The organism is Gordonia sp. CPCC 206044, from assembly GCF_048537895.1.
In the GTDB taxonomy this organism is placed as follows: Bacteria; Actinomycetota; Actinomycetes; order Mycobacteriales; family Mycobacteriaceae; genus Gordonia.
The window spans coordinates 360,720-387,588 of the sequence record NZ_JBCLVL010000001.1 but is presented as its reverse complement, the minus strand read 5'-3'; the positions used below and the strand labels follow the sequence as shown (position 1 = coordinate 387,588).

The 26,869-nt window shown below is 66.6% G+C and carries 27 protein-coding genes; 17 read left to right on the top strand and 10 right to left on the bottom strand.

Translation table 11 applies throughout. The features are described 5' to 3' along the window. Positions 1-38: 38 nt before the first annotated feature. Entirely contained in the window at positions 39-716 is a 678-nt protein-coding gene (locus AAFP35_RS01740; RefSeq protein WP_419219957.1) for a DUF4166 domain-containing protein, read from the bottom strand. A 187-nt stretch (positions 717-903) separates the two neighbouring features. Beyond that, a complete protein-coding gene (locus AAFP35_RS01735; RefSeq protein ID WP_419219793.1) occupies positions 904-1,503 on the bottom strand; it encodes a TetR/AcrR family transcriptional regulator in 600 nt (199 codons plus the stop codon). 77 nt (positions 1,504-1,580) lie between these two features. Here AAFP35_RS01735 and AAFP35_RS01730 point away from each other — a divergent pair, with 77 nt between their 5' ends. Continuing rightward, positions 1,581-2,063 (top strand): PaaI family thioesterase, encoded by a 483-nt coding sequence (locus AAFP35_RS01730; protein WP_419219792.1) that lies wholly within the window; start codon positions 1,581-1,583, stop codon positions 2,061-2,063. Between the two features lie 24 nt (positions 2,064-2,087). On the opposite strand, the gene AAFP35_RS01725 is transcribed toward AAFP35_RS01730, so the two are convergent. Next, complete coding sequence (locus AAFP35_RS01725) at positions 2,088-2,897, bottom strand: tyrosine-protein phosphatase (RefSeq protein WP_419219791.1); 810 nt, start codon at positions 2,895-2,897, stop codon at positions 2,088-2,090. 85 nt (positions 2,898-2,982) lie between these two features. Between AAFP35_RS01725 and AAFP35_RS01720 the strand changes: the two genes are divergently transcribed. Continuing rightward, a complete protein-coding gene (locus tag AAFP35_RS01720; RefSeq protein WP_419219790.1) occupies positions 2,983-3,312 on the top strand; it encodes a hypothetical protein in 330 nt (109 codons plus the stop codon). Positions 3,313-3,494: 182 nt separating this feature from the next. On the opposite strand, the gene groL is transcribed toward AAFP35_RS01720, so the two are convergent. From groL to AAFP35_RS01695, 5 genes are all read right to left on the bottom strand, one after another. Beyond that, positions 3,495-5,120: a chaperonin GroEL gene (gene groL / locus AAFP35_RS01715; RefSeq protein ID WP_419219789.1), complete on the bottom strand. Its 1,626-nt coding sequence runs from the start codon at positions 5,118-5,120 to the stop codon at positions 3,495-3,497. 290 nt (positions 5,121-5,410) lie between these two features. Further along, positions 5,411-6,085 (bottom strand): GntR family transcriptional regulator, encoded by a 675-nt coding sequence (locus AAFP35_RS01710; RefSeq protein WP_419219788.1) that lies wholly within the window; start codon positions 6,083-6,085, stop codon positions 5,411-5,413. Between the two features lie 43 nt (positions 6,086-6,128). Then, a complete protein-coding gene (locus AAFP35_RS01705) occupies positions 6,129-7,160 on the bottom strand; it encodes an isopenicillin N synthase family dioxygenase (protein ID WP_419219787.1) in 1,032 nt (343 codons plus the stop codon). A gap of 21 nt (positions 7,161-7,181) precedes the next feature. After that, positions 7,182-8,063: an ABC transporter permease gene (locus AAFP35_RS01700; protein WP_419219786.1), complete on the bottom strand. Its 882-nt coding sequence runs from the start codon at positions 8,061-8,063 to the stop codon at positions 7,182-7,184. Further along, positions 8,060-8,839 carry an ABC transporter ATP-binding protein gene (locus tag AAFP35_RS01695; protein WP_419219785.1) on the bottom strand — a complete coding sequence of 260 codons (780 nt, stop codon included), beginning with the start codon at positions 8,837-8,839 and terminating at the stop codon, positions 8,060-8,062. The genes AAFP35_RS01700 and AAFP35_RS01695 overlap by 4 nt, the downstream gene beginning before the upstream one ends. Before the next feature lie 299 nt (positions 8,840-9,138). Between AAFP35_RS01695 and AAFP35_RS01690 the strand changes: the two genes are divergently transcribed. The 13 genes from AAFP35_RS01690 to AAFP35_RS01630 all read left to right on the top strand — a co-directional run bounded on the left by AAFP35_RS01690 (position 9,139) and on the right by AAFP35_RS01630 (position 22,141). After that, complete coding sequence (locus AAFP35_RS01690; RefSeq protein ID WP_419219784.1) at positions 9,139-10,320, top strand: nitrate ABC transporter substrate-binding protein; 1,182 nt, start codon at positions 9,139-9,141, stop codon at positions 10,318-10,320. A gap of 643 nt (positions 10,321-10,963) precedes the next feature. Next, the gene (locus AAFP35_RS01685) at positions 10,964-11,596 is read left to right on the top strand and encodes a DUF4178 domain-containing protein (protein ID WP_419219783.1); all 633 of its coding nucleotides are present in this window, start codon (positions 10,964-10,966) and stop codon (positions 11,594-11,596) included. Beyond that, entirely contained in the window at positions 11,593-12,117 is a 525-nt protein-coding gene (locus AAFP35_RS01680; protein WP_419219782.1) for a DUF2617 family protein, read from the top strand. Before AAFP35_RS01685 ends, AAFP35_RS01680 begins: the two co-directional genes overlap by 4 nt. Then, on the top strand, positions 12,114-12,716 hold the full coding sequence (locus AAFP35_RS01675; RefSeq protein ID WP_419219781.1) for a DUF4247 domain-containing protein: 603 nt from the start codon (positions 12,114-12,116) through the stop codon (positions 12,714-12,716). The genes AAFP35_RS01680 and AAFP35_RS01675 overlap by 4 nt, the downstream gene beginning before the upstream one ends. Before the next feature lie 71 nt (positions 12,717-12,787). Continuing rightward, positions 12,788-13,213, top strand: coding sequence for a DUF350 domain-containing protein (locus AAFP35_RS01670; RefSeq protein ID WP_419219780.1), 426 nt, complete (start codon positions 12,788-12,790; stop codon positions 13,211-13,213). Between the two features lie 11 nt (positions 13,214-13,224). Continuing rightward, positions 13,225-14,805 (top strand): polyamine aminopropyltransferase, encoded by a 1,581-nt coding sequence (locus tag AAFP35_RS01665; protein ID WP_419219779.1) that lies wholly within the window; start codon positions 13,225-13,227, stop codon positions 14,803-14,805. A gap of 106 nt (positions 14,806-14,911) precedes the next feature. After that, positions 14,912-16,138, top strand: a complete 1,227-nt coding sequence (locus AAFP35_RS01660; RefSeq protein ID WP_419219778.1) for a sensor histidine kinase — start codon at positions 14,912-14,914, stop codon at positions 16,136-16,138. A gap of 15 nt (positions 16,139-16,153) precedes the next feature. Beyond that, positions 16,154-16,948, top strand: a complete 795-nt coding sequence (locus AAFP35_RS01655) for a LytR/AlgR family response regulator transcription factor (RefSeq protein WP_419219777.1) — start codon at positions 16,154-16,156, stop codon at positions 16,946-16,948. A gap of 73 nt (positions 16,949-17,021) precedes the next feature. Next, positions 17,022-17,342 (top strand): hypothetical protein, encoded by a 321-nt coding sequence (locus AAFP35_RS01650; protein ID WP_419219956.1) that lies wholly within the window; start codon positions 17,022-17,024, stop codon positions 17,340-17,342. Further along, complete coding sequence (locus AAFP35_RS01645) at positions 17,339-19,108, top strand: cation acetate symporter (RefSeq protein WP_419219776.1); 1,770 nt, start codon at positions 17,339-17,341, stop codon at positions 19,106-19,108. The genes AAFP35_RS01650 and AAFP35_RS01645 overlap by 4 nt, the downstream gene beginning before the upstream one ends. A gap of 204 nt (positions 19,109-19,312) precedes the next feature. Continuing rightward, on the top strand, positions 19,313-19,672 hold the full coding sequence (locus AAFP35_RS01640; RefSeq protein WP_419219775.1) for a DUF485 domain-containing protein: 360 nt from the start codon (positions 19,313-19,315) through the stop codon (positions 19,670-19,672). Continuing rightward, the gene (locus AAFP35_RS01635; protein ID WP_419219774.1) at positions 19,669-21,300 is read left to right on the top strand and encodes a cation acetate symporter; all 1,632 of its coding nucleotides are present in this window, start codon (positions 19,669-19,671) and stop codon (positions 21,298-21,300) included. The genes AAFP35_RS01640 and AAFP35_RS01635 overlap by 4 nt, the downstream gene beginning before the upstream one ends. Positions 21,301-21,436: 136 nt before the next feature. Next, complete coding sequence (locus AAFP35_RS01630; protein WP_419219773.1) at positions 21,437-22,141, top strand: DUF998 domain-containing protein; 705 nt, start codon at positions 21,437-21,439, stop codon at positions 22,139-22,141. On the opposite strand, the gene AAFP35_RS01625 is transcribed toward AAFP35_RS01630, so the two are convergent. Then, on the bottom strand, positions 22,129-23,541 hold the full coding sequence (locus tag AAFP35_RS01625) for an amidase (protein WP_419219772.1): 1,413 nt from the start codon (positions 23,539-23,541) through the stop codon (positions 22,129-22,131). The two genes, AAFP35_RS01630 and AAFP35_RS01625, sit on opposite strands and share 13 nt — an antisense overlap. A gap of 9 nt (positions 23,542-23,550) precedes the next feature. Beyond that, positions 23,551-24,150 (bottom strand): TetR-like C-terminal domain-containing protein, encoded by a 600-nt coding sequence (locus AAFP35_RS01620; RefSeq protein ID WP_419219771.1) that lies wholly within the window; start codon positions 24,148-24,150, stop codon positions 23,551-23,553. 140 nt (positions 24,151-24,290) lie between these two features. Here AAFP35_RS01620 and AAFP35_RS01615 point away from each other — a divergent pair, with 140 nt between their 5' ends. Together AAFP35_RS01615 and AAFP35_RS01610 are read left to right on the top strand one after the other, a co-directional pair. After that, entirely contained in the window at positions 24,291-25,487 is a 1,197-nt protein-coding gene (locus AAFP35_RS01615) for an acyl-CoA dehydrogenase family protein (protein WP_419219770.1), read from the top strand. A gap of 49 nt (positions 25,488-25,536) precedes the next feature. Then, positions 25,537-26,649, top strand: a complete 1,113-nt coding sequence (locus AAFP35_RS01610; RefSeq protein WP_419219769.1) for an acyl-CoA dehydrogenase family protein — start codon at positions 25,537-25,539, stop codon at positions 26,647-26,649. The last annotated feature ends 220 nt before the right edge of the window (positions 26,650-26,869 follow it).

Here is a 26,869-nt window from a genome sequence, read left to right as displayed (position 1 = left end):
GAAGAACCTACAGTGTCCGACGCCAACCGTCGACGTCCTCAATCCTCCCGGGAGATCAGGTTGACCGGCCACGCCTCGTCGGGAATGTCACGCAGCGTACATGCTTGGTCGCCTGCGGTGAACCACCCACGGAAATGCAGGATCTCGCCGATCACCGGATTGCGCACCGTGGCGTCGCAACGGAACCGTTGGCGGGCGTCGTCCCACCCTTCGATGTACTTGAGTTGGGCCGAGAACATGCCCTTCATACCCACTTTGGGGCCCCGCCCGAGCCACCTCATCGGGCCGCTCTCCAGTAACAGTTCGCCGGCGTTGGTCACCGACGGCTCGATCGGATAGAGCAGTTCGGGTCCGTCACCGAAGTAGTCGACCAGACCGTCGTTGCCCGACACCAACAACGAGTTCAGATTGCGCGTCCCGGTCGTGTACTGAAACGAACGCAGGACGGCGAGGCATTCACGACCGAGTTCGTCGACGTAGCAGTAGTGCCCCTGCCGGAACGGCACCATCCGACTCGACTTGGACGGAAGTGCATTGCGCTTGGCGTAGTACCAGAAGAACGGCGGCGGCAACGCCGAGGTGACGTAGACCGACTCGTAGATCCCGGTGGCCACCTGGGCGACCCCGGAGGTCGAGTCGATGCTGTAGCGCCACGCCACGTTGGGATGCAGTCGGTCGAAATCCGAACCCAGCATCTGCCGGTACACCGGCGCCATGAACTCGTCCTCCCCATTCGCCCGGGGCGTCGGCATGTCCAAACCATCGCCGACGCGCAGTGCTTGGGAGATGAACCTACGCGATCGGAGGTGAACGTGTTCACCCCGGTCCGCAACTCGACCCGCATGATGCCAGAATTCGACGGGAAACCGACGACGACACGCCGGTCGCGCCGGTCACGATCCGTCAGGCTGCGGCGTGCTCGCAGAGTCGGGACAGCTCGCCGATCACCCGGTCCAGCGGGTCGACGCTGCGCTGCGTCTGACACAGCCCGACAGCACCTTCGATCGAGGCGATGATCAGATCCGCGAGCGAATCCGCACGATGCGGGTCGACGCCTTCGTGGACGAGTCGTGCCGCGATGAGTCGGGTCCACCGGGCGAAGATCTGCCCGGCCTCGTCGGCCACCTCCGGCTCGGACCGGCGGGCGAGCCCGCCCGCCAACACCGGGCATCCGAACTCGAAGTCGGTGTTGACCAGCATCCGGCGCCAGACGTTGCCGATCTCGATCACCGCCTCGGCCGGGGTCACCGAGGTCTCCCGACTGATCCGGTGCGAGATGAAATCTCCGGCGTATCGCACCGCCTCGGTCATCAGCTGTGTCTTGCCGCCGGGGAAATGGTGATAGATGGACCCGCGAGGCGCCGAACTCGCTGCGATGACGTCGCCGATGGAGGTCGCCGCCACCCCGTCGCGACCGATCAGGTCGGCCGCGTGCACCACCATGCGGTCCCGCGGACCGCCATCACGCAGGTCCCCCGAATCCACCGCGACCGACTCGCTCATCCCCGCCTCTCCCGCATCACAGCCACCGGATGCGTCCACACGCCATCCTATGCCGACCTTCATATTCCAGAACTTCTATGCAACCATACATAATCATGACGATCACACCGGAGAAATCAAGCGATCCACTGTCGATGTCGGGTCTGGATCTGTTGCGGACCTGGATGAACGATCCCGCACGCGATTCCCGCCCCAGCATCGGCCGACTCCTCGGCATGACGCCCAAGCAGATCGACGAAGGCACCGTCACCTTCTCGGTGACGCCGCAGGCCGACTTCGCCAACCCGCTAGGCACCGTGCACGGCGGCATCTGCGCAACCCTGCTGGACTCGGTGATGGGCTGCGCGATCCACACCACGCTGCCGGCAGGCGTCGGCTACACGACCCTGGAACTGAAGGTGAACTACATTCGCGCGGTCGCCGTCGACGCCGACGAGATCACCGGTGTCGGAACCGTCATCCACTCCGGCGGCCGGACGGCGACCGCCGAGGGCAAGGTCTTCTCGGCAGACGGAAAACTCGTCGCCCACGGCACGACCACGTGCATCGTGTTCCGCTGACCGCGACCCACCTGCGGGTCGCGGTCAGCTGTCGACCAGGTAGCGAGAACGCAACTCCGCCTGGGCGTTCCGATCCAAGCCGAGACCGCTGTCGAAGTAGTTCTCGATCGAACCGTACAAACGCTCGACCTCCGCGAACGCCGAGTCCAGGTACGTCGCCTGCGCACCGAGAAGCGGCTTGAGCAACTCGGGATCACCGCCCGCGGCGGCGAAACCGTCGAAAACCGAGGCGAGGGACGGCAGGAACAGGTCGTTGGTGAGCAGGTACTCGCGATAGACATCGTCGCGACCCACGCCGAGCAAGGTGAGCAATGATGCTGCCGCCCAACCTGTTCGATCCTTACCCGCAGTGCAGTGGAACAACGCGGCGGTGTCGTCGAGCAGTCCACGGAACAGTCGATGGTAGGAGCGTTGCGCGCTCGGCAGATTCACCAGTTCGCGATACGCCTCGACCATGCGCGTCACTCCGCTGCCGTCGGCGAGCCGCTCGTTGGCGGCAGCCGCCGTTTCCGGGTCGGTGAGCAGTTTGTCGAGGTTCGCGGGTGCACTCACCGATTGCGCGTCGGCGAGCACGTCGAGGTGCACGTCCAGGACGCCGTCGAGCACGGGGTCCGGCGCAGCATCCTTCTCGACGGTCGAGCGAAGGTCGTAGATGGACCGCAACCCCAATCCGGCCAGATATGTGCGGTCATCGTCGGAGGCCTTGTCGAGGGCTGCGGAGCGGAACAGTCGGCCCGTCACGACGGCACGGCCGTCCGACGTCTGCCACCCGCCCAGATCGCGGAAGTTGGTGATGGCGAGCAGCGCTGGGCGCTCGACGGTGGGGTCGCTCATGGGTCCATCGTGGCAGATCGTCGGCATGCGAGCCGAACACGGGCGATCGGCCTCCGGCGGCCCGCGCCCGTGCCAGACTGGTGGCGTGAAAGATCACAGGCACGGGGCGAAGCACCCGCAACCGGAGCGAGACGCCCGTGGCTCGGTGATGTCGATCGGCTCGACCGACTCGGTTCTCAGCCTGTGGTCACGTAATTCGGTCCTGAGCATCGGCTCCGTGGGATCGTTCGCATCCATCGGATCGGCCGGATCGGCATTCTCGGTCGCGTCGCTCAACTCGTTCGCGTCGGTGGCGAGTGTCTTCTCGGCGGTGTCCACGCTCGGCGTGTTCGGGTGGTTGAACGTCCTGGGCGGTCGCCACCCCGACGATTGGGCCGAGCACGCCGAGCACCATCACCACACCGACCGAACCTGACCGTCGGCAATCGAGCACACCCGTTCTTCCCCCTGGTTTCTGTTCTTCCCCCGCGTGCAGGCGGGGGAAGAACAGAAACCAGGGGGAAGAACGTGCACTGTGCACGCCGAAGGCCGGCCACCGCATGGGTGACCGGCCTTCGGTTCAGTCGCGCTGAGGGGCGCGGGTTCTGATCGGTCAGATCAGAAGCCCATGCCGCCCATCTCGTCGCCACCCGGCATAGCCGGGGCCGGGTTCTTCTCCGGCTTGTCGGCGACAACGGCCTCGGTGGTGAGGAACAGAGCCGCGATCGACGCAGCGTTCTGCAGCGCCGAGCGGGTGACCTTGACCGGGTCGTTGATGCCGGCGGCCAGCAGGTCCTCGTACGCGCCGGTGGCGGCGTTGAGGCCGGTGCCCAGCTTCGAGTTGAGGATCTTGTCGGCAACGACGCCGGGCTCGAGGCCGGCGTTGATGGCGATCTGCTTGGCCGGGGCCGACAGCGCAACCTTCACGATGTTGGCGCCGGTGGCCTCGTCACCGTCGAGGGACAGACCCTCGATGGCGCTCTCGGACTGCAGCAGGGCCACGCCACCGCCGGCGACGATGCCCTCTTCCACAGCAGCCTTGGCGTTGCGGACGGCGTCCTCGATGCGGTGCTTGCGCTCCTTGAGCTCGACCTCGGTGGCCGCGCCCGCCTTGATGACCGCAACACCGCCGGCCAGCTTGGCCAGACGCTCCTGCAGCTTCTCACGGTCGTAGTCGGAGTCGCTGTTCTCGATCTCGCTACGGATCTGCGCCACGCGACCGGCGATGGCGTCGGCATCACCCGAGCCGTCGACGATGGTGGTCTCGTCCTTGTTCACGACGACCTTGCGAGCGGTACCGAGCAGCTCGATGCCTGCGCCCTCGAGGGACAAGCCGACCTCTTCGCTGATGACCTCGCCACCGGTGAGGATGGCGATGTCGGCCAGCATGGCCTTGCGACGGTCACCGAAGCCCGGAGCCTTGACGGCGACGGACTTGAAGGTGCCGCGGATCTTGTTGACGACCAGGGTCGACAGGGCTTCGCCCTCGACGTCCTCGGCGATGATCAGCAGCGGCTTGCCGGCCTGGATGACCTTCTCCAGCAGCGGCAGCAGGTCCTTGACGGTCGAGACCTTGCCCGACACGAGCAGGATGTAGGGATCCTCGAGAACGGCTTCCTGACGATCGGCGTCGGTCACGAAGTAGCCCGAGATGTAGCCCTTGTCGAAGCGCATGCCCTCGGTGAGCTCCAGCTGCAGCCCGAAGGTCTGAGCCTCCTCGACCGTGATGACGCCTTCCTTGCCCACCTTGTCCATCGCCTCGGCGATGAGCTCACCGATGGACGAGTCGCCGGCCGAGATGCCCGCGGTGGCAGCGATCTGCTCCTTGGTCTCGACCTCCTTGGCGCTCTTGAGGAGGGACTCGGTGACGGCCTCGACGGCCTTCTCGATGCCGCGCTTCAGACCCAGCGGGTTGGCGCCGGCAGCGACGTTACGCAGGCCCTCGCGGACGAGTGCCTGTGCCAGGACGGTGGCGGTGGTGGTGCCGTCGCCCGCGACGTCGTCGGTCTTCTTGGCAACTTCCTTGACGAGCTCGGCACCGATCTTCTCGTACGGGTCCTCGAGCTCGATCTCCTTGGCGATGGACACACCATCGTTGGTGATCGTGGGGGCGCCCCACTTCTTCTCCAGGACGACGTTGCGGCCCTTGGGGCCCAACGTCACCTTGACGGCGTCGGCGAGGCTGTTCAGGCCCCGCTCGAGGCCACGGCGGGCCTCTTCGTCGAACGCGATTTGCTTGGCCATGGGTAAGTGATCCTCCGAAGGGGGTGACACTAGGTTTCTATGGCCGGAACTCGGTGCCCGCGACGGACGACCGGTGTGTCATTCGGTACCGATCTCACCGTCCCGACCTAGCACTCACAGTCCGTGAGTGCCAAACTCGTTTTTAGCACTCGACCGGGTCGAGTGCAAGGTGGTTCCGTGGCGATCGGCACGAACCCGGACAGTTCGGGTTGATGCAGATGACAGCGCCACTCGCGGCGGGCCGATGAGGGCGGCGTCGCGCCCGTCCGTTCCCCGCACGTGGCCGGATGTCACCGCCGCAGCAGCCGGACGAGTACCCCGGCGGCGTGTGCCTTCGCGGCGCGTTCTGCCTCGGCCGCGTCTCCGGCCTCGAGCGCCGCGACGATCCGTCGGTGCTCGGTGACGGCCAACCGACGATTGACGTCGTGCGACCACATGTCCGACCGATAGAGGTGGGACTGGGTGTCGAGCTTGAGCAGCGCATCGCAGAGCGGTTGGTTACCGGAGATGGTGCGCACCGCCGTGTGGAAGTCGAGGTCGAGTTCGGCGTCACGACGATGATCCGCGGGCTGCGCGAGCAAGTCCTCTTGTCGTCGCACGCGGTGCCACAGATCGTCGAGCTCGGCGAACGTGACCGCCGCGGTGGCCTGACGCGCCGCAAGACCGTCGAGGACTTCACGGACCTCGAAGACATGGGCGAGCATGTCGTCGTCGAGCTCGGCCACCTTGGCGCCGGCCCGCGGGGTGTACACCGCGAGCCCGTCGACCACGAGTTGTTGGACGGCCTCGCGGACCGGGCTCCGAGACACCTCGAGGCGCGAGGCCAGGCCGGGCACCGACAAGGAGGTGCCCGGCGCCAGCTCGCCCTCGAAGATCTCGTCGCGGAGCCGACGCAGCACCGACTGGGTCAGCAGGGCACCGTCGTCGGCAGGGCGCTGTCCCGCGGTGTGCTCGGAGATGCTCATCGTCGGTCCAGCGTAGTTTTCTCGACCACGATCTGCGCCGAGCTCATCGCGCCGCCAGGACTCGCGCCGTCTCACGGTCGGTGTCGGCGGGTGCGATCCCCGACTTCAGACCGGCCAGCTTGGCCTGGATGTTGGCAGCGACGGTGATCGGTTGATACCCCGGACGGTCGGTACGCGCGCAGCCGGGCAATGTCTCGATGACCGCGTCGTGGTTGCCGTCGAAGAAGAAAGCAGCCGACCGTCGCCGGATGATCCGTCCGTCGATGACCGGTGGATCGACGCGGTGGACCGTGGAACGCCAGCGGTCGTTGGTCCAGCGCGCCATCGCGTCACCGAGGTTGACCAGCAGCGCATCGTCGGCGGGCGCGACATCGTGCCACACCCCGTCGTGATCGAGGACCTGCAGACCCGGCACCTGATCGGCCCACAGCACCGTCAAGATGCCGAAGTCGGTGTGCGCCCCCATCCCGGTGAGTTCGCCCGCGAGTTCGATCTCGCCCTCGGGCAGGGTGTAGTTGTTCATCTTCAGGGCATCGATCGAGTGGTCGGTGAGTGCGTCGAAGTAGCCGGCCTCCAAGCCGAGCGCGTCGGTGAAGGCGGACAACAGAATCCGTGAGACCGACTGCGCCGCCGCGAACCACGCCTCGACCGCGGGCCGGAACGCTGGGACGGCACTCGGCCAGGTGTTGTCGGGATAGGACGATTCGGGTAAGTCCACGTCGGCGAACCACGAACGTTGCGAACCGACCGTGAACGCCTCGTAGAAGTCGTTCATCTGGTTCGCGGCCGCGACCCCCAGACTCATGGACAGCGACTCGCTCTTGGGTGGGCTGTAACCGCGGTTCACACCCGCCCGCGTGTACTGCTTCTTGTCCTCCAACGGCAACGCGAAGAAGTCGTCGAGTGCCGACGCCAACCCTTCGATGACCGAGGTGTCGACCCCGTGGCCGATCACCTGGACGAACCCGACACCGGCGCAGGCGGCGTCGAGCTCGGCCGCCACCCGAGCCCGCTCGACGGCCGAGCCGTCGGGGTCGACGTAGCAGGAGATGTCGATTGTCGGAACTGTGAACATGGTTGTCTCCGTTCAGATGTGTCAACGACGCCGCGACACGGCCGCGTTCAGCACACTGAAAATGCCGAACACGACGATGCCGAACAGCGACGCGAGAACGATGGCGGCGATGAGGTCATCAGATTGCAGTCGGGCGCGGTAGATGTCGAGCAGCGTCCCGATGCCCGGCTGCCCCTTGGCGAAGAACATGTCGCCGATGATCGCGCCGACCACCACGAGCCCCGACGCGGTACGAAAGCCCGTCATCATCGAGGGCAACGCCGACGGGAACTCGAGCTTCATCAGGCGTTGGGCCGTCGACGCCTTGGACAGGGTGAACAATTCCTGGGCGCCCCTGTCCACCGAGATCAGACCGAAGTGGGTGTTGGCGATGATCGGGAAGATCGCGATGATGACGCACACGATGGTCCGCGCCACCATCCCGTAGCCGAACCAGAGGCCGATCAGGGGCACGATCGCCAACACCGGGATCACCTGCAGCACAACAGCCCACGGATAGATCGCGCGCTCGAGAAACGCTCCCCGGCTCATCACCACGCCGATCGTCACGCCGATGAGCGCGGCGAAACCGAACCCGACCAGACTCACCTTCGCGGTGACCCACAGCGCCTCGAGCATCGGCTCCACGTGGGCCCGGTCGAGCAGCGAATCGGTGAGCACCTCGTGCGGCGGTGGCAGCAGGAATCGTCGCTGCGGTTGCAGGATCAGATAGCTGACGACGTACCAGAGGCCGAGCGCGACGGCGAGGGATGCCAGTGGCGGCAACCCGATTCGCAGAATGGTCGTCGAGATGGAGCGAACTCGTGAGGTGCCGCCTGCTGTCGGCGACTGCCGGTCGGCGACGACGACTCGCGATGCAGGGTCGGTCGAAACCTCCTTCGCGGCAGCGGTTGTCGTGGTCACAGTGCGCCTCGCAGGGTCTCGGTGATCTCGGCGACGTACTCGGTGAAACGGGCGTCGTAGCGCAGATCAGGATCTCGTGGATAGTCGAAGTCGATGCCGATGTCGGCGGCGATGCGGCCGGGTCGCGCCGACATCACGATGACGCGGTTGGCCAGGAACACCGCCTCGGACACCGAATGCGTGATGAACATCGCGGTGAAACGCCGGTCGGCGTAGAGCCGCTGCAGTTCGGTCTGCATGTCCAGTCTGGTCATCTCGTCGAGCGCACCGAACGGCTCGTCGAGCAGCATCACCTCGGGTTCAGAGGTGAGCGTGCGTGCGAGCGACGCACGCATCTTCATGCCACCGGACAGCATCCGGGGCAACTGGTCTTCGAAGCCGGTGAGCCCGACCGCATCGATCGCACGTTGGGCGCGGGATCGACGCTCACCTTTGGGCAGCCGGGCGAGTTCGGCACACAACTCGACGTTCGCGCGCACCGTCCTCCATCCCAGCAGCGTGGGCTCCTGGAAGATGAAGCCCACCGAATCGGTGGACAGCGCGACACTGCCGTTGGTGGGACGTTCGAGTCCGGCGGCCATCCGCAGCAAGGTGGACTTGCCACATCCCGACGGCCCGACCACGGCGACGAAGTCACCGTCGGCGATGTCGAGGTCGATTCCGGCGAGAGCCATTGTCCCGGAATCGAACTGCTTGGTGACACCGGCGACCGACACCACCACCCCTTTGGTGAGGTGCCGCGCGTCGACGTCGTTCATCGTGTCGTAGAGAGTCATCAAACACCCCAAACGGGTCGGAATACATGTAGATACCTTGGATCTGACTCTTCACATGGTTGGTTACATGTATTTCTTCGGCGTGACCGTACGTAAACACTAGATGACGAAAGGTTCCACTGCCAGACGCCAGAACAGGGCGTTTCCAGAGTTTTACCAGCTCATATGCACCTGCGGCCCCTCGCTGCGGCCCGAGATCCCGTACATGTAGCCATCTGGCAACACCGGGCGACTCCCTTTAGCTTTACATGTAGATCGCATCTCGCGGTCCTGACCGGCATCAGCCCAGGGGAGTACTCATGACCATTCGTTCTCTGCTTGCCGCACGGCGCGTGCGCGCCGGCGTCGCCGTCGCCACCGCCGCGGTCTGCGCCGCCGCGCTGGCCGGCTGTTCGGATTCCGGCTCCGACACGTCGGCGGCCGCGAGCCTGCCGCCCGCGCCGGCAGAGTCCAGCCTTGCCGACGTATGTCCGAAAGATGTCGTGGTGCAACTGCAGTGGCAGCCGCAGTCGGATATGGCCGGGGTGATCGGCCTTCTCGGCCCGGGCTACACCATCGACACCGATCAGAAGTCGGTGACCGGGCCATTGGCGTTCGACGGCAAGGACACCGGCGTGGACATCACATTGCGGGCCGGTGGCCCGGCGATCGGCTTCCAGTCGGTGCCGTCGGCGATGTACGCCGACGACGCCATCGATCTCGGACTCGTCCACGGCGATCAGCTGATCTCGGCTGCCGCACAACAGCGTGTGGTCGGGGTGACTCCTCTGTTGCAGTACAACCCATCGATCATCATGTGGGACCCGGACTCTCATCCAGACGTCACCTCGATCGCCGACATCGGTAGATCCGGTGCGAGCGTCGTGGTCTCCAAGGACCAGATCTTCCCGGAATGGCTTGTCGCCAAAGGACTGTTGAAGCGCGACCAGCTCGACACCAGTTACGACGGCGCTCCGTCACGGTTCGTCGGCGACCCGACGATCACCCAGCAGGGCTTCGCCAACTCCGAGCCCTACACCTACGAGCACGAGACGCCGTCCTGGGACAAGCCCGTCGCCTACGCGATGGTGAAGGATGCCGGATACGACGTGTACGCCTCGAACGTGTCGGTGCGCGCGGACCGGATCGAACAACTCTCGCCGTGCCTGACCAAGCTGGTGCCGATGATCCAGCAGACCGGCAAGGACTACGTGAACTCCCCCGACGCCATCAACGCCACCATCGTCGACTGGGTTTCGCAGGACGTTTCCTTCACCCCGTACAGCGAGGGTGAGGCCGCGTACTCGGCGAAGCTGTTGAAGGACAAGGGAGTGATCGCCCCCGGTGCCGACGGAGTGTACGGAAGCTACGACATGGTCAAGGCGCAGAAGATCATCGATGATCTGGTGCCGATCCTCAACAACGGCGGTGCGAACCTTCCGGCGCAGCTCTCGGCAGACCAACTGTTCACCACAGAGTTCATCGGCGACCAGGTGCGTTGAGCCTGCCTCGTTCCTGGGGTTTTCTCGTGTGCACTGGGGACAGCGTCGGTTCGAATGTCGGACGGGTTGGTCGTGGACGGGTTCGCCGAGTTCGCGGCCCGGATCGCGCGGACGCAGGCGATCAGCCTGTACGCCGCCGAGCAACCCTGCGGAACAGGTCGTCGGCACGGCGCGCAGCGGACAGCAGGTCATGTCGATCCTGCGCAATGGCCGGCATCGTCGCCGACGGAATCGGGATGTGTGCATCAGCTACACCAGGGGGCGGCGTCAGCGGGATTATCCAGATCAGGTCGGCTCCTGGTGTGGCTGATGCACACCCGTCAGGGGGCAACACGGGAACTGATCCCGGCGCAGTGCGTTTGTGGGCGTCACATGGTGCCAACGACCCCCGCAGATCTTCGTGTGCGTGCGGGAGGGCTCGGAATAATAGTTGAGCCGAAGACGCGCAACCCAGTGCAACACTTCGTTTCTCCCCGGGGAGGTTCAGGATCATGGCACATAGTCGGGTCGGTGTCGTGAATGCTCACGGCACGAACCCTCTCTCCGTCCGTCTCTCGGCACCGTCAGAGCATCCGTTCGACCGTCATTCGAGCCGGGGACGGCCGATATGTCCGGTACGGGCACACAGGATAGGGTCGGCCGCGTGGAGATCCTGCTGATCATCATCGTCGCGCTCCTGGCGATCATCGCCGTCGTCGTGCTGTTCAACTTCCTCGGCGCGCGCAAAACCCGCCGCGCCGAAGAGGAGGCCCTGCACGAGCGTGCTCACGGACCGAGGGATCCGTTCTCCACCGCCGACGACGACTCCGTCCGCGGTGACCCCCGCACATTGAAGCCCGGTGACCTCGTCGACCTCCGCGGTTCGACATTCGCGGTGCGCGGAACACTGCAACTGTCCCAGGGCGGCTTCCGGTGGACGGAGAACTTCCTGGACACGGGCACCGGTCGGAAGGCGTGGATCTCGGTCGAAGACGACCCCGACCTGGAAGTCGTCCTCTGGCATGAACTCACCGGGGTGACGCTGACCCCCGGTCCGGCGACGCTCGAACTCGACGGGCACCGCTACGTGTCCGACGAGTCGGGTGGCGCGGACTTCACCTCGGTCGGCACTACCGGTCTCACCGCGCGCGGCTCGATGCGCTATCACGACTACGAGGCCGGCGACGAACGCCTCTCCTTCGAAGACTTCGGTTCGGGTTGGGAATGCGCCCGCGGCGAGGTCATCGATCGCGGCGAATACCGCATCTACCCGACCAACCCGAGCCCCGGACAGTGACCGGACCGACCCGGCTCGAGGTCCCGTACGCCGACACGAGTGCCCGACACCTGGCCTTCTCCCTGACCGCGGAACTTCGCGAACCCCTGGCTCGATGTGATCATCACGAGGGCGGGTGCATGCTGTCGCTGCGATTGCTGGGGGCCAGCCATCAGGTCGTCGTGACCGCCGACGACGCCACGCTCTGCGAGACCGTCGCCTGCCTTCCCGGCGTGGACGAACCGCTCCCGGGCGTCGTGGACGACGGCGCCTACTCCTTCACGTCACGCATCGAGACCTGCGACGACGACCGGATGACCGCACTCGTCGCCGACCTCACCCGCCGAATCGCGGACCACCGCGCGACCGATCGTCCCGCCGTCATCGGACATTTCCCGGGCCGTCCGCTCGCGGTGACGGCGGTCCTTGCCACCGTGCACGCAGACATCGTCCGCTGGGACACCTGGCACACGTATCCGCAGACCTCCGAGGTCGTGCTGACGTCGAGCGCGCTGCGGCGCGGCGGGGAGGCGCGGCGATGAGTCAACCCCCGCCCCCGCCTCCACCACCCGGATGGGGCCCACCGCCCGGCGGATTCGGCCCCGATCCCCAACGGCCCGACCCGCAGCGCCCCGATCCGCGCCGCGGCCTCAACCGCACGCGCAACATCATCATCGCCGTCATCGCGGTCGTCGCACTGTTGGCGATCGTCGGGTCGTGCTCGGTGAAGGCGTTCCGCGGCATGACCGGTGACGGCAGCAGCGCACGCAACTACATCACCTCCCACTACCAACGGGACACCGCACGCGACGAAGGTGACATCGACGCCTACGTCGCCGACGGTTCGCCGTCGGCGGTCGCCGACCAACTCAGCGACGTGGAGCAGCCGACCGATCAGCGTGACGGCGACACCGCCAACCCCGCCAACGTCGCAGGCACCCGATTCCTGCAGTACCCGGAGTATCTGATCGGACTGTTCCCGCTGGCCGCGGGCACCACCAGGGTGATGCTCAGCCGCGACTACACCTCCGGCTACCGCCACTACCACCCGTACGTGGGCGGCTTCTGGGTGCCGACTCCCAGCTACGGCGGCTCCGGCAGCGGCTATCGCGGCGGAGGTTCCGGCGGGGGCGGCAAATGACCTGCAGGATTGCACCGACCGAGATCGTCCGCATCGTCCACCGACCATCGATCCGCTGAAGCGAGGACACCGTGCTCACCAGACTCATCGAGAACGCATACGCGGCCGCCGCCTACGGGGCCACCGGGATGATCCTCATGTTCGTGTCCTTCGTGGTCGTGGACGCACTGACTCCCGGTAACCTCCGCCAGCAACTCTGGGCGGAGCGCAACCGCAACGCGGGCATCCTGGTCGGTTCCAACCTGGGTGCCATCGCCATCATCGTGGCGGCGGCGATCGTGGCCAGCGAAGGCCGGCTCGGAGAGGGCCTCGCCTATACGGTCACGTACACGATCATCGGCATGGTCATCATGTGCGTGACCTTCTTCGTCATCGATCTGTTCACGCCCGGCAAGCTCGGCGAACTCGTCGTGCATCCGGAGAGCCACCCGGCCGTGTGGGTGCAGGGCATCGCGCACGTGGGCATCGCGCTCATCGTCGCCGTCGCCATCCTCTGACTCCACCGACGATGACCACCACCGACGACCCGGCGACCTCCGAGCACCACACCGGCACCACCCCGTCCGGTCGCCGTTGGGCGCGTGCGTCGTTGCTCGCGGTGGTGTTCGTGTGTGCGGCGTGCGGTCTCGTCTACGAACTCGCCCTCGTCTCGCTCGGCTCGTTCCTGATCGGCAACACCGCAACACAGGCGTCCATCGTGCTCGCGGTGATGGTGTTCGCCATGGGCATCGGGTCCCTGGCCGCCAAACCCCTGCAGCCACAGTCGATCACCGCGTTCGCCACCATCGAGTTGCTGCTGGCGCTGATCGGTGGCTTCTCGGTGATGGGTTTGTACGCCGCGTTCGCCTACCTGTCGCTCTACACACCGGGCCTCGTGGTGGTCGCGTTCGTCCTCGGCTTGCTGATCGGTGCCGAGATCCCCCTGTTGATGGTGTTGCTGCAACGCATTCGACGCCAGGATGCGGGCACCGCCGTCGCCGACATCTTCGCGGTCGACTACATCGGGGCCCTGATCGGCGGCCTGTGTTTCCCGTTTCTGCTGTTACCGCTGTTCGGCCAGCTCAAGGGCGCCCTCATCGTCGGCCTCGTCAACGCGGCGGCCGGATGCTTTCTCGTGTTCGTGGTATTCCGCCGCGATCTCGGCCGCACCGCGCGCGTCGTGCTCGGTGTGTGCGCCGTGGCGGTCGTCGCCGTTCTGATCGCGGGCCTGGCGCTGGCCGGACGATTCGAGGTCACCGCACGTCAGGCATTGTTCCGCGACCCGATCGTCGCCGCCGAACGCACGCCGTACCAAGACATCGTCATCACCGAACGGCGGACCGCGCTGGGACCCGACACCCGACTGTTCCTCAACGGCGATCTGCAGTTCTCGTCCATCGACGAATACCGCTATCACGAATCACTGGTGCATCCGGCGATGGCCGGACAGCACCGGCGGGTACTGGTACTCGGCGGCGGTGACGGCCTGGCGCTGCGTGAGATCCTCCGCTATCCAGACGTCGACGAGGCCACACTGGTGGAGCTCGACCCGGAGATGATCCGATTGGCGCGCACCGATTCCCGCCTGACCCGTCTGAACGAGTCGTCGATGGACGATCCGCGCAGCACCATCATCTCCGCGGACGCCTTCTCGTGGTTGCGTGACAACCGGCAGCGCTTCGACGTGATCGTCGTGGACATGCCCGACCCCGACGAATCCGCCACCGCCAAGCTGTATTCCACCGAGTTCTACGCGCTTGTCGGCGCCCACCTCGCACCGGGCGGCCGCGTCGTCGTCCAGTCGGGTTCGCCGTACTTCGCGCCGAAGTCGTTCTGGTGCATCGGGGCAACACTCGCCGATGCCGGGCTGCAGACCGTCCCCTATCACGTGGACGTACCGTCGTTCGGCGACTGGGGCTATTTTCTCGCCGGTACCACCACACCGCCGCTACGACTGGCATCGCCAGAACGGTTACGGTTCCTGAACGAGTCCGAGTTGGCCGCGGCGGCCGTGTTCCCCGCCGACCGGCCCGCACTCGACATGCCGGCCTCCACACTGATGGACCCGCGCATCCTGCGCTACGCGCAGGGCGAGTGGTCGGTGTACTGAGCGGTCACAACGAGTTCGCGTGGATGCCGAAGACGCACCGCGGTCCGTCGGTGCGATGGCCGTGTTCGGCGCGACCGCAGATGCCAAGATGAGCCCATGAGGTGCGATGTCTAGCCAACTCGCGACCGTGCTCGTGATCGCGGTCGCGGTGGTCGCGGTGGCCGTCGTCGTCCTGCTGCGCACCCGACGTGTGGTGGCCACCCCGACCGAACGCGCGGTGCACTTCGCTCTGCAGACCGCGGCGCAGGCGGCGCGATCGCTACGCGCGGGTCTGTCGGTGGAGTCCGCGGCCGACGCACTCCCCCATCTCCGGGCGCTCACCGCAGCCGAGGCCGTCGCGATCTACGACGCACATGGCGAACTGCTCGCCCACGAGGGCGCAGACGACACGCTCTGGGATGCCGATCTCACCGCGGCGTCCGCGCATGCTGCCGCCACCGCGGAGAGCGACCGCAGGCGGGTGATGGTCAACGACCCGTGTGGCACCGAATCTCCGGTGCGGGCGCTGATCGCCCAACCACTGATCACCGACGACACCGGCGTCGGTGTCCTGGTGGTGGCGACCACGAGCCGCCCTGGCCCGGGCATGCTGGGCGCGGTCGCCGAGGTCGCTCGGTACGTGTCGAGCCAAATCGAACTCGCCGGCCTCGAGACCTCCCGCGCCCGACTCGATCGCGCCGAGGTGCTCGCATTGCGGGCCCAGATCAGCCCGCACTTCATCTACAACGCGCTCAACACGATCGCATCGTTCGTGCGGACCGACCCCGATCGCGCCCGCGAACTGATCTTGGAGTTCGCCGACTTCACCCGCTATTCGTTCCGCGCGGCGGGCGAGTACACCGTGCTCGCCGACGAACTGCGCAACATCGACCGATACCTCACGCTCGAACGCGCCCGGTTCGGCCCGGCGCTCGACGTCCGATTACAAGTCGCCCCCGAGGTGCTCAATGTCGTGGTGCCGTTCCTGGCGCTGCAGCCGCTCGTGGAGAACGCGGTCCGGCACGGACTGGCGGGCAAGGGCGGTGGCACCATCACCATCATCGCCCGAGACGAGGGCAGCGACTGCGTGATCACCGTGGAGGACGACGGAGTCGGGATGGACCCGGAACTGTTGCGCTCCGGCGACATCGACGCTCTCGGCGGTACCACGGCGGAGCAGACGGGCGGGACCGGCGGGGAGTCACACGGGGCCCACGTGGGCCTCACAAATGTCGATCATCGGCTGCGCTCCGCATTCGGCAACGACTACGGTCTAGTGGTCGAGACCGGGATCGACGCGGGCACCAGGGTCGGGATGAGGGTGCCCAAATTCCGCGCGGGGATCCGCGCCTGACGACGGAGGTGGTGCATGGCCCTGGTGGTCCTCGCGGTCGACGACGAGCCACCGGCCCTCGACGAGCTCGTCTATCTCCTGGGCAGGCAATCGGAGGTGTCCGGCATCCGACAGGCCGCAGACGCCACGAGCGCGTTGCGAGAGCTGAGCGAGAGCCGCTTCGATGCGATTTTCCTCGACATCAACATGCCGGGACTGTCCGGGATCGAACTCGCCGGCGTCCTCACCAACTATGCGAGCCCACCCGCGGTGGTGTTCGTGACCGCGCACGACGACAAGGCGGTCGACGCATTCGAGGTCGGCGCCGTCGACTACCTGCTCAAACCACTTCGTGAAGAACGTCTCGCACAGGCGATCTCCCGTGTCGTGGCGGCGCGCGACACCGGTGACCGGCCGGCAACGACGCCGGCCGCCGACCCGGACGAGGTCATCCCGGTGGAGCTGTCGGGCGTGACCTCGCTGATCCGCCGGGACAGCATCTCATGGGTGGAGGCGGTCGGCGACTACGCCAGACTGCACTCCGACACCGGTTCCCATCTCGTCCGAATCCCACTGTCCACCTTGGCAACTCGATGGTCCGAACAGGGCTTCCAGCGGGTGCACCGGTCCTATCTGGTGGCACTCCCGATGGTCACCGGATTGCGCACCAGAGGCTCGTCGACCGTGGTGTGCGTGCGCGCCAACGGGGCGTCGGATGCCGTCGAACTGCCGGTCAGCCGTCGGCAGATGCGCGAGCTCAAGGACCTCCTCATCCGGGATCCGATGCGGCACATCCGCACCGGTGGCGACCAGGGTGATCCTCGTGGCTGACCCGGGCGAGCGCGGCGCCCGCCCGGCCCCGCACCGCGAGCGCGTGGTACTCGCCCGGCGACGTGACGCACGCATGGTGCGCACCCGGGTGGAGGTACAGGAGCAGACCGAGGTCGGCGACGCCCTGGTCCGCGGGCTCATGCGCGCCCAACTCGGGCTGGCACTGCGTCTGGCGCTGAGCGTCTCGGCCATCATCATCGCGATCCCGTTGGCGGGCGCACTGTTTCCCGGCCTGGCCGAGGTGACCATCCTCGGCATCCGCCTCAACTGGATCGCGCTGGCCGTCGTGCTCTACCCGCTGCTGTATGTGGCCGGGCGCCTCTACGTACGTTTCGCCGAGCAGGCCGAACGGGAGTTCATCGGCGTCGTCGACGACGACACCGGTTCGTCGTGACCACCGACGTCGACACGCTCACCGCGGTGGCGCTGGCCCTCGCGGCGATCGCCACTGTCGCGGTCGGCGCCTACGGTGGACGCCTGTCGCGTACCACGTCAGACTTCCTGGTGGCCTCCCGCAGCGTGGGGTCCCGCTGGAACGCCGCGGCGATCTCCGGCGAATATCTATCCGCTGCTTCGTTTCTCGGCGTCGCCGGACTGGTGGCGAAGTACGGCGCCGACGCCCTCTGGTATCCGGTCGGGTTCACCGCAGGTTACCTCGGCCTGTTGCTGTTCGTCGCCGCGCCACTGCGCCGTTCCGGTGCCTACACCGTGCCCGACTTCGCGGAGTTCCGGTTGGGTTCGACGGCGGCACGTCGCGCAGCGATGACGGTGGTCGTGGTGGTGTGCGTGCTCTACCTGATCCCGCAGCTGCAAGGCGCAGGCCTGACGCTCAACATCCTGCTGGGCGCACCGGTGTGGGTGGGTGCGGTGGGTGTCGGCGTGATCGTGATCGTCAACGTGGTCGGCGGCGGGATGCGCTCGATCACCTTTGTGCAGGCATTCCAGTACTGGCTCAAACTCACCTGCATCGCCGTGCCCGCGCTGGCGCTGGTGGGTGTGTTCTCCGCCGATCGCGCCGCCCTCGGCGACCCGGTTCCTCCACGCGTGGAGCAGGCCACCACGGTGGACATCACCACCGACGTGACCGTCACCGTGGTCGACACGACCGGGGTCGTGGTGACCGGCAGACTCGACGGCGCCCAGGTCACCGATGCGACGATCCCCTCGATCGGTAGGCACGACGTCGGCGCAGGTGCGGTGATCCGGCTCGCCGCCGGCGCGGCCACACCGGTGGTCGAGGGAGCCCCGACCACCGGCTCGGAATGGATCGTCTCCGGCGGCGGCCTCGGCGGCACCCATCCGCTGTTCGAGGTGCTCTCGCTGATCGTCGCCACCTTCCTGGGGACCATGGGCCTGCCGCATGTCCTGGTGCGCTTCTACACCAACCCCGACGGCCGCTCGGCCCGTCGCACCGCGCTCGCTGTCATCGCACTGCTCTCGCTGTTCTATCTGTTCCCGACCGTGCTCGGTGTGTTCGCACGCCTGTACGTACCGCAATTGCTGCTGACCGGGACCTCGGATGCGGCGGTGCTGCTGTTGCCCAGTGCGGCGGTCGGCGGCATCCCTGGTCAGATCCTCGCGGCGATGGTGGCGGCCGGTGCGATCGCCGCGTTCCTGGCGACGTCGTCGGGACTGCTGGTGAGTGTCGCCGGGGCGTTGTCGACGGACGTGTTGCGCGGCCGGGTGCGCGACTTCCGCCTCGCCGCGATCGTCGGCGGCCTGATCCCGATCGGGTTGTCGCTGGCGGCCTCCTCACTGGAACTGTCCCGGACCGTGGGGCTGGTGTTCGCGGTGGCCGCTTCGACGCTGTGTCCCCTTCTGGTGCTGGGCATCTGGTGGCGCGGGCTGACCGCGGCCGGGGCGGTGGCCGGTCTCGTCGTCGGGGGTGTGTCGTCAGGCGTGGCGACGAGTCTGGCGATCGCCGGCGTGGTCGACGAGTCCTTGTGGGGCGGTTGGCCTGCAGCCGTGATCGGCTATCCGGCGGCGGTCTCGGTACCGCTGGCGTTCGCGACGATGATCGTCGTCAGCATCGCAACGCGTCGTCGGCTACCCGACGACCTCGCACGGACTTTTGCCCGCATGCATGTCCCCGAGCGACTCGGAATGGGCGTCGAGCGACTGCCGAGCGATCAGCCCGAGACACCGCGCCGGCCCGCCTGAATCCCCTGCGGCGCGACGGATCCACCTCGCAGATCTCCCGGCGCCGCTGCGGCCGCCACCGTGCCGTTCATCGACCGACATCGACCGTCCGGCGCAGACTCGACCGAGTTCGTCGTGTGACGTAGGCCACCATATTCTCCTGTGACGTGGGCCTCAATACGCTCAGCGATCGAGTAGTCATCACAGCCATTTCAGGAGGTCGGAGTGTCCACCGTCGAATATCCGCCCGAGTCGGCGCCAGCTGCGCCGACCGGTGCTCAGTTCCTCGCCGTACAGGCGAGCCCGGAGTTCACAGACCTGCGGTCACGTCTGCGACGCTTCGTCTTCCCGATGACCGCGTTCTTCCTGATCTGGTACGCGATCTACGTGCTGCTGGGCGCCTTCGCACATGACTTCATGGCGACGCCGGTCTGGGGCAACATCAACGTCGGCCTCATCCTCGGCCTGTTGCAGTTCGTCTCCACATTCGTGATCACCGGGCTCTACGTCCGGTTCGCCAACCGTGACCTCGACCCGCGTGCCGAGGCGATCCGGGACGAGATGGAGAGCGGGGCCCAGGCATGACCGACACCTCTGTGCTGGCATCCGGGGTCGGCAACCCCGTGGCCAACATCTCGATCTTCGTCGCCTTCGTCGCCGTCACCCTGTTCGTTGTCATCCGCGCCAGCCGCAACAACTCGTCTGCCGCGGACTTCTTCACCGGCGGTCGTGCCTTCTCCGGCCCACAGAACGGGATCGCCATCGCAGGCGACTACCTGTCCGCAGCCAGCTTCCTCGGCATCGCGGGCGCGATCGCCGTCTACGGCTACGACGGCTTCCTGTACTCCATCGGCTTCCTCGTCGCCTGGCTGGTCGCCCTCCTGCTGGTTGCCGAATTGCTGCGCAACACAGGCAAGTTCACGATGGCCGACGTACTGAGCTTCCGGTTGAAGCAACGGCCGGTGCGCATGGCCGCGGCACTGTCGACGTTGACCGTGTCGGTGTTCTACCTGCTCGCCCAGATGGCGGGCGCCGGCGGTCTCGTCGCCCTACTTCTCGACGTGGAAGGCCGTGTCGGACAGTCGATCGTGATCGCCGTGGTCGGCGCGTTGATGATCGTCTACGTCCTCGTCGGCGGCATGAAGGGCACCACCTGGGTGCAGATCATCAAGGCGGTCCTGCTCATCGTCGGTGCGGCGTTCATGACGGTGATGGTGCTCGGCAAGTTCGGGCTGAACGTCTCCGACATCCTCGGTTCGGCGCAGCAGGCCATCACCGGGTCGTCCAGCGAAACCGTCGCTGCCCGTGACGTACTCGCTCCCGGTGCCAAGTACGGCGGGTCGTTCACCTCAGAGATCAACTTCATCTCGCTGGCCGTCGCACTGGTCCTCGGTACCGCAGGCCTGCCGCATGTGCTGATGCGTTTCTACACCGTGCCGACCGCCAAGGAGGCGCGACGCTCGGTGGTGTGGGCGATCGGCCTGATCGGCGCCTTCTACCTGTTCACCCTGGTGCTCGGCTATGGCGCGGCGGCGATCGTCGGCCCCGACCGAATCCTGGCGGCAGCAGGCAAGGAGAACGCCGCGGCACCGCTGTTGGCGTTCGAACTCGGCGGAGTGGTGCTGCTGGGCATCATCTCGGCGGTCGCCTTCGCGACGATCCTCGCGGTCGTCGCCGGTCTGACCATCACCGCGTCGGCGTCGTTCGCCCATGACATCTACGCCAGCGTCATCAAGCGCGGCAAGGTGAGTGAATCCGATCAGGTCCGCGTCTCGCGGATCACCGCCGTCGTGCTCGGCATCGTCGGCATCGTGTTGGGCATCCTGGCCAACGGGCAGAACGTCGCATTCCTGGTGGCCCTGGCATTCGCGATCGCCGCAGCGGCCAACCTGCCGACGATCGTGTATTCGCTGTACTGGAAGCGGTTCAACACACGCGGCGCGCTGTGGAGCATGTACGGCGGATTGGTCTCCACCATCGTGCTGATCGTCTTCTCGCCTGCCGTCTCCGGCAAGTCGACGTCGATGATCCCGGGCGCCGATTTCGACTGGTTCCCGCTGGAGAACCCGGGCATCGTGTCGATCCCGCTGGCGTTCGCGCTCGGCATCATCGGCACATTGACCTCGCGGGACACCGGCGACCCCGAACGGGCCGCGGAGATGGAGGTCCGCTCGCTGACCGGTGTGGGCGCGGAAAAGGCTGTGGTGCATTAAGGTTCGAATCGGACGAATCGGGTGCTGTCGGTGTCGCGATGTGACGCCGACAGCACCTTTTTTGCAGGTCACCCCCGGCGTTGAACTGGCTCTCAGCCGCGCACGCTAACCTGCACGGGCTGACAGGGGGGTACGCATGATTTCCGATCTCGCGGGGCGATTCCGCAGGCACGATCGACCGGTCCGACACCGGTCGTTGGCATTCTCGGTGCTCGGCCCGTGCGGCCTCTTCGCCGCCGGATTACTGGCCGAATACCTGCTGGGCGGGGTGAAGTACAGCTCGATCGGCGACACGATGAGCGTGTTGGCCTCGATCAAACAGACAGCGGTGGTGACGACGATCGGCTTCGTCTGGTGCAGCCTGTGCCAGATCATCACCGCCACGGGCCTCCCGGTGCGTCGCATCGCCCGCATCGCCCTGGCCGTGGCCGGGGTGTGCGGTCTGGTGGTGGCCGCATGCCCGGTGGGCGTCAACGCTTTTCCCGGAATGACGACCATTCATTTCGCGGCCGCCGCGATCGGGACCACGATTCTCGCCATCTGGCCGCTGCTCAGCGCGTCACGCGCACCCGGCACCCCACTGCCGTTCCGGCCCGTGGTGGCGACGATGGCGACGATCGCTCTCCTCGCCCTGCTGGCATGGCTGCTCTCCCAGTCGATCAACGGCAGCATGCTCGGGCTGGTCGAACGCCTGGCCGTCTACGGCGGTGTCACGTGGCCGGCGATCGCCACCTGGTGGGCATACCGGCATTACCGCGACGAAGGGCGGCTCCCGGCACGGGTCACCGGGGCTACCGAGGTGGCCGGGGCTGCCGAACCCGTCGGGGTTCAGCCGTCCTGAATCCGGGCGAACGGTTGCGCCGCCTCGATCTCGAAGGCCAACTCGAGCAGGGTGCGTTCGCGTCCGAGGTCGGCACTGAAATGCACACCGAGTGGTAGGCCGGCCGAGGTCTGCCCCATCGGCAGGCTGATGGCGGGCAACCCGGACGTGTTGTTGGCCGGGGTGAAAGCGACATAGCGGATGAGCCGGTCGAAGATCATGTCGAAGTCACCACCGGGATCGAGGTGGCCGATCCGCGGGGTCGTGTGACCCAGCGTCGGCGACATGATCAGGTCGAAACGGGCAAAAGCCCTTCGCAATTCGGTCGTGGCTCGTCGCAACCCGAGGATCGACGTCGGCGTCCGCCAGAATGCCCGACGGTATCGGCGGGCCAATCCACGCGTGAACGGGTCGAGTGCGTCGCGGTCGAATCCGGCCCCGACCACACGGGAACCGAAGGTGTCTACGGAGAAGGCCAGCATCGACCAGTAGTCGGTGAACTGCCGAACGAAGCGGACATCCACCGGGATGGGGATCTCCTCGACCTCGTGGCCGAGCGAGGTGAGCAGGGCGGTCGCCGCTTCGAGCGCGAACGCGGATTCGGGGTCGATCGGCGCGCCGGTGACCGTGTCCGTGATGAGGGCGATGCGCAGACGGCGCGCGGACGGCCCCTCGACGAGACCGACGAGCGGCAGGCCGGACGGTCGGCGGAACTTCTCCGCGTCGTCGATGAAATGTGCTGTGTCCCGGACGCTTCGACTGAGGATTCCGTCGGAGATGATGTCGATCGGCAAGATCTTGCCGGTCGCCGACGCCACGACCCTCCCCCGAGATGGCTTGAGGCCGACCAGACCGCAGGCTGCGGCGGGGATCCGGATCGACCCACCGCCGTCGTTGCCGTGGGCGATCGGCAACGCCCCGGACGCCACCAGAGCTGCCGACCCACCCGACGAAGCACCGCTGGAATAGTCCGTGTCCCAGGGGTTGCGGGTCGGCGCCCGATCGACGAACTCGGTGGTCGCGGTGAGCCCGAACGCGGGCATCGTCGAGGCACCCACGAGATTGATGCCCGTGGACAACAGCTGGTCGGTGAAACCGTCGTTGCCGGGAGCCGGGGTGGCCGGGACCGCTGCCGAACCGTTCCGTGTCGACAGACCGGCAAAGGCGGTGTTGTTCTTGATGATCGACGGGACCCCAGCGAACGACCCGGCCGGGAAGGAGTTGTCGGAGGCACGTTTCGCAGCCCGTTCACGATCATCGACGGCGACGGCGTTCAGGTGCCCATTGACCGCGTCGACACGGGTCAGCGCGGCCTCGAGCGCCTCGACCGCCGAGATCTCCCCCGAAGAGATCGCCGCCGCGACCGCGAGACCGTCGCGGTCGCCGAGCGCGTCGTCGCCGAATGCGTGCACATTCTTCATGGGGAGAGACTAGGCGGTGGGGCCGCTCCGTCCGGTCATCGACATGACGTCGTCGACCAGTCCGACGGCGAAATCCTGGTCGAGCGCCAGCCCGAAAACGGCTCGGTGATAGAGCGGCGCGATGACATGGTCGAGGACCTGGTTGACGCTCGGCGTGGACTCGGCACGCTCGCGCGCCCGTTCGATCATGACCACGGCCTGGTCGCGCCGGAATTCGAAGCACGGGCACTGCTCGATCAACCCGTCCCGAGCGGCCACCATCGCACGCAGATGCGCCCGGCGTGGCGGCGTACCGATGTCGCCGGCGATGGCCCGCACCCACACGGTCAGATCCGCCCGCAGATCCCCACGATCAGGGGCCGGTTCGTCGCGGGTCAGGACGTAGACGGCCACCTCCCCCAGCAGGGCGTCGACCGTGCCCCACCGGCGGTACACGCTGGTGGGATTCACTCCCGCCAGCTCGGACACCTGTGGGATGGTCATGCTGTTGCCGCGCCCCTGCTCGACGAGATCACCCACGGCGCGATACACCGCCCGCCGCACCCGCGCACTCCGACCACCCGGCCGCGCTCGGGCGGTTCCGTCCTCTGGTGTGGACACACTCGACATGGCGGCCATTATCGCAAAGACCATTGCATTAAGCACCCGAGTCCGGCTACATTCAGCGACAAACGCAGAGTCGGTTGCTTGTCGCGGGCGCGTGCCCGAGACGTCCGCAAAACCCCTCGACAAGGAGTAAGACAGTACCCATGCAGCTGAAATTCAGTCCCGAGGAAGAGGCCTTCCGCGAGGAGATCCGCAGCATCTTCGCCAAGGTCCCCGACGAGATCCGGCAGCGTTGCGAGGCGGGCCGCCTCAATTACCCCGACGACATGGTGACCACCACCCGCATCCTCAACGAGCACGGTGTGGCCACCCCCGGCTGGCCCGTGGAGTGGGGTGGCAAGGACTGGACCCCGATCCAGCAGCACATCTACCGCGAGGAGATGAGCCTCGCATTCGTGCCGGATCTGCTGCCGTTCAACGTCGGCATGATCGGGCCGGTCATCGCGCAGTTCGGTTCGCCGGAGATGAAGGAGCGGTTCCTCGCCAAGACCGCGAACCTCGACATCTGGTGGTGCCAGGGCTTCTCCGAGCCCGAGGCCGGTTCGGATCTCGCCTCCCTGAAGACCCGCGCGGTCCGCGACGGCGATCACTACGTCATCAACGGACAGAAGACGTGGACGACCCTCGGACAGTTCGCCGACTGGATCTTCTGCCTCGCCCGGACAAACCCGGACGTGAAGAAGCAGGCCGGCATCAGCATGTTCCTCTTCCCGATGGACACGCCGGGCGTCGAGCTGCGCCCGATCCAGCTCATCGACGGCGGCTTCGAGGTCAACGAGGTCTTCTTCAACGATGTTCGGGTCCCGGCCGAGAACCTCGTCGGCAACGAGAACGAAGGCTGGACCCAGGCCAAGTTCCTGCTCGGTAACGAGCGCAGCGGCATCGCCCGCGTCGGCTACACCAAGACCAAGTTGGCGCGTGCCAAGGAACTGGCCCGCGAGACCACCACCGCGAGCGGCGGCACCCTCCTGGAGGACCCGTTGTTCGCCGCGCGCCTGGCCGAGCTGGAGAACCAACTGCTCGCCCTCGAACTCACTCAGCTGCGCGTGGCCGCATCGTCGGCCGACGGCAAGCCCAACCCCGCGTCGTCGTTGCTGAAGCTGCGTGGCAGCCAGCTGCAGCAGGACGCCATGGAGTTGCTCGCCGACATCGCAGGCCCGGACTCGCTGCCGGTCGCCGGACTCGACTCGGCCGCCGGAAACGGTACCGCCGATGTGTCGTCGCCCGCGTGGGCACAGCTGAGCGTGCCGACCTACCTCAACTACCGCAAGGTCACCATCTACGGCGGTTCGTCGGAGGTCCAGCGACAGATCATCGACAAGGCCGTGCTGGGTCTCTAGATCCCGCGTCCTGCAACCACTTTCCGCCAGACACGAGAACACAGGGATCATGGATTTCGAACTTTCCGACGAACAGTCGATGTTGCGCGACACCGTTCGCGAGGTACTGACCAAGAAATACGACGTGGAGACCGTGCGTGCGGTCACCGACACCGAGCTGGGCTGGGACAAGGCGGTGTGGAAGTCGTTGGCCGACATCGGCATCCTCGGCCTGACCTTCCCGGAGGACGACGGCGGCATGGGTGCCGGACCGGTCGAGTTCGCCAGCGTCATGACCGAGTTGGGCCGCGCCCTTGCACCCGAGCCCTACCTGGATTCCGTGCTGGTGCCGGGATCATTGGTGGCGGCAACCGCCGACGCGCAGACCCGGGCCGAACTCCTCGGTGGACTCGCCTCGGGCGAGTTACTGATGGCGTTCGCCCACCTCGAGGCCGGCGACCGCTGGCCGTCGGCCAAGGTGGCCACCACCGCCACCGGCGACAAGCTGACCGGAACCAAAACACTGGTCGGACATGGTGATTGCGCCGACAAGCTGATCGTGTCGGCACGCACCGACGACGGCATCGGACTGTTCCTGGTCGATGCGGACGCAGCCGGCGTGACGCGCACCCCGTACCGCACGCACGACCGACGTCGTGGCGCGCAGATCGAGTTCGCCGATGCGCAGGCCACCCGTCTCGGCAGTGGCGATGCGTCGTCGGTCATCGCCGATGCCGAGGTGGGGATCCAGACAGCTCTGTGCGCCGAGGCACTCGGTGCGATGGAGCGCGCCCTGGAACTCACCGTCGAATACCTGAAGACGCGCAAGCAGTTCGGGGTGACGCTGTCGACGTTCCAGACGCTCACGCAGCGTGCCGCGGACATGTACGTGCAGTTGGAGCTGGCGCGGTCGATGAGCCTGTATGCGACGACCTCGCTCGCCGACGGAGTCTGCGACCCCGTCGTCGCGTCGCGGGCCAAGCTGCAGATCACCACGTCTGCCCGGCTCATCGGTCAGGAGGCCGTGCAGATGCACGGCGGTATCGGTATGACCGCGGAGTACCCGGTCGGGCACTACCTGAGCCGGCTGACCGCCATCGGCCACACCCTCGGCGGCACACAGGACCACCTGTCGTCGCTGGCCGGCAAGGTCGGCGAGTACGACATGCTCACCGTCGGCTGACACTCTCTCTCCCGCTCGCGACAGCAACCAGAAATCACGCGAGAGCAACCGAGAATCCCGCGACAGCAACCAGATTCGCACCGAGAGCACCCACCATCCTCAGGATCTCCCGAGGGCGGTCGGGTGCTCTCGGCGTTGTGATGGTTGCTGTCGGCGGGAAAGCGGTTGCTGTCGGTGACGTGGCGGTTGCTGTCGGCGGGAAGGTGGTTGCTGTCGGTGA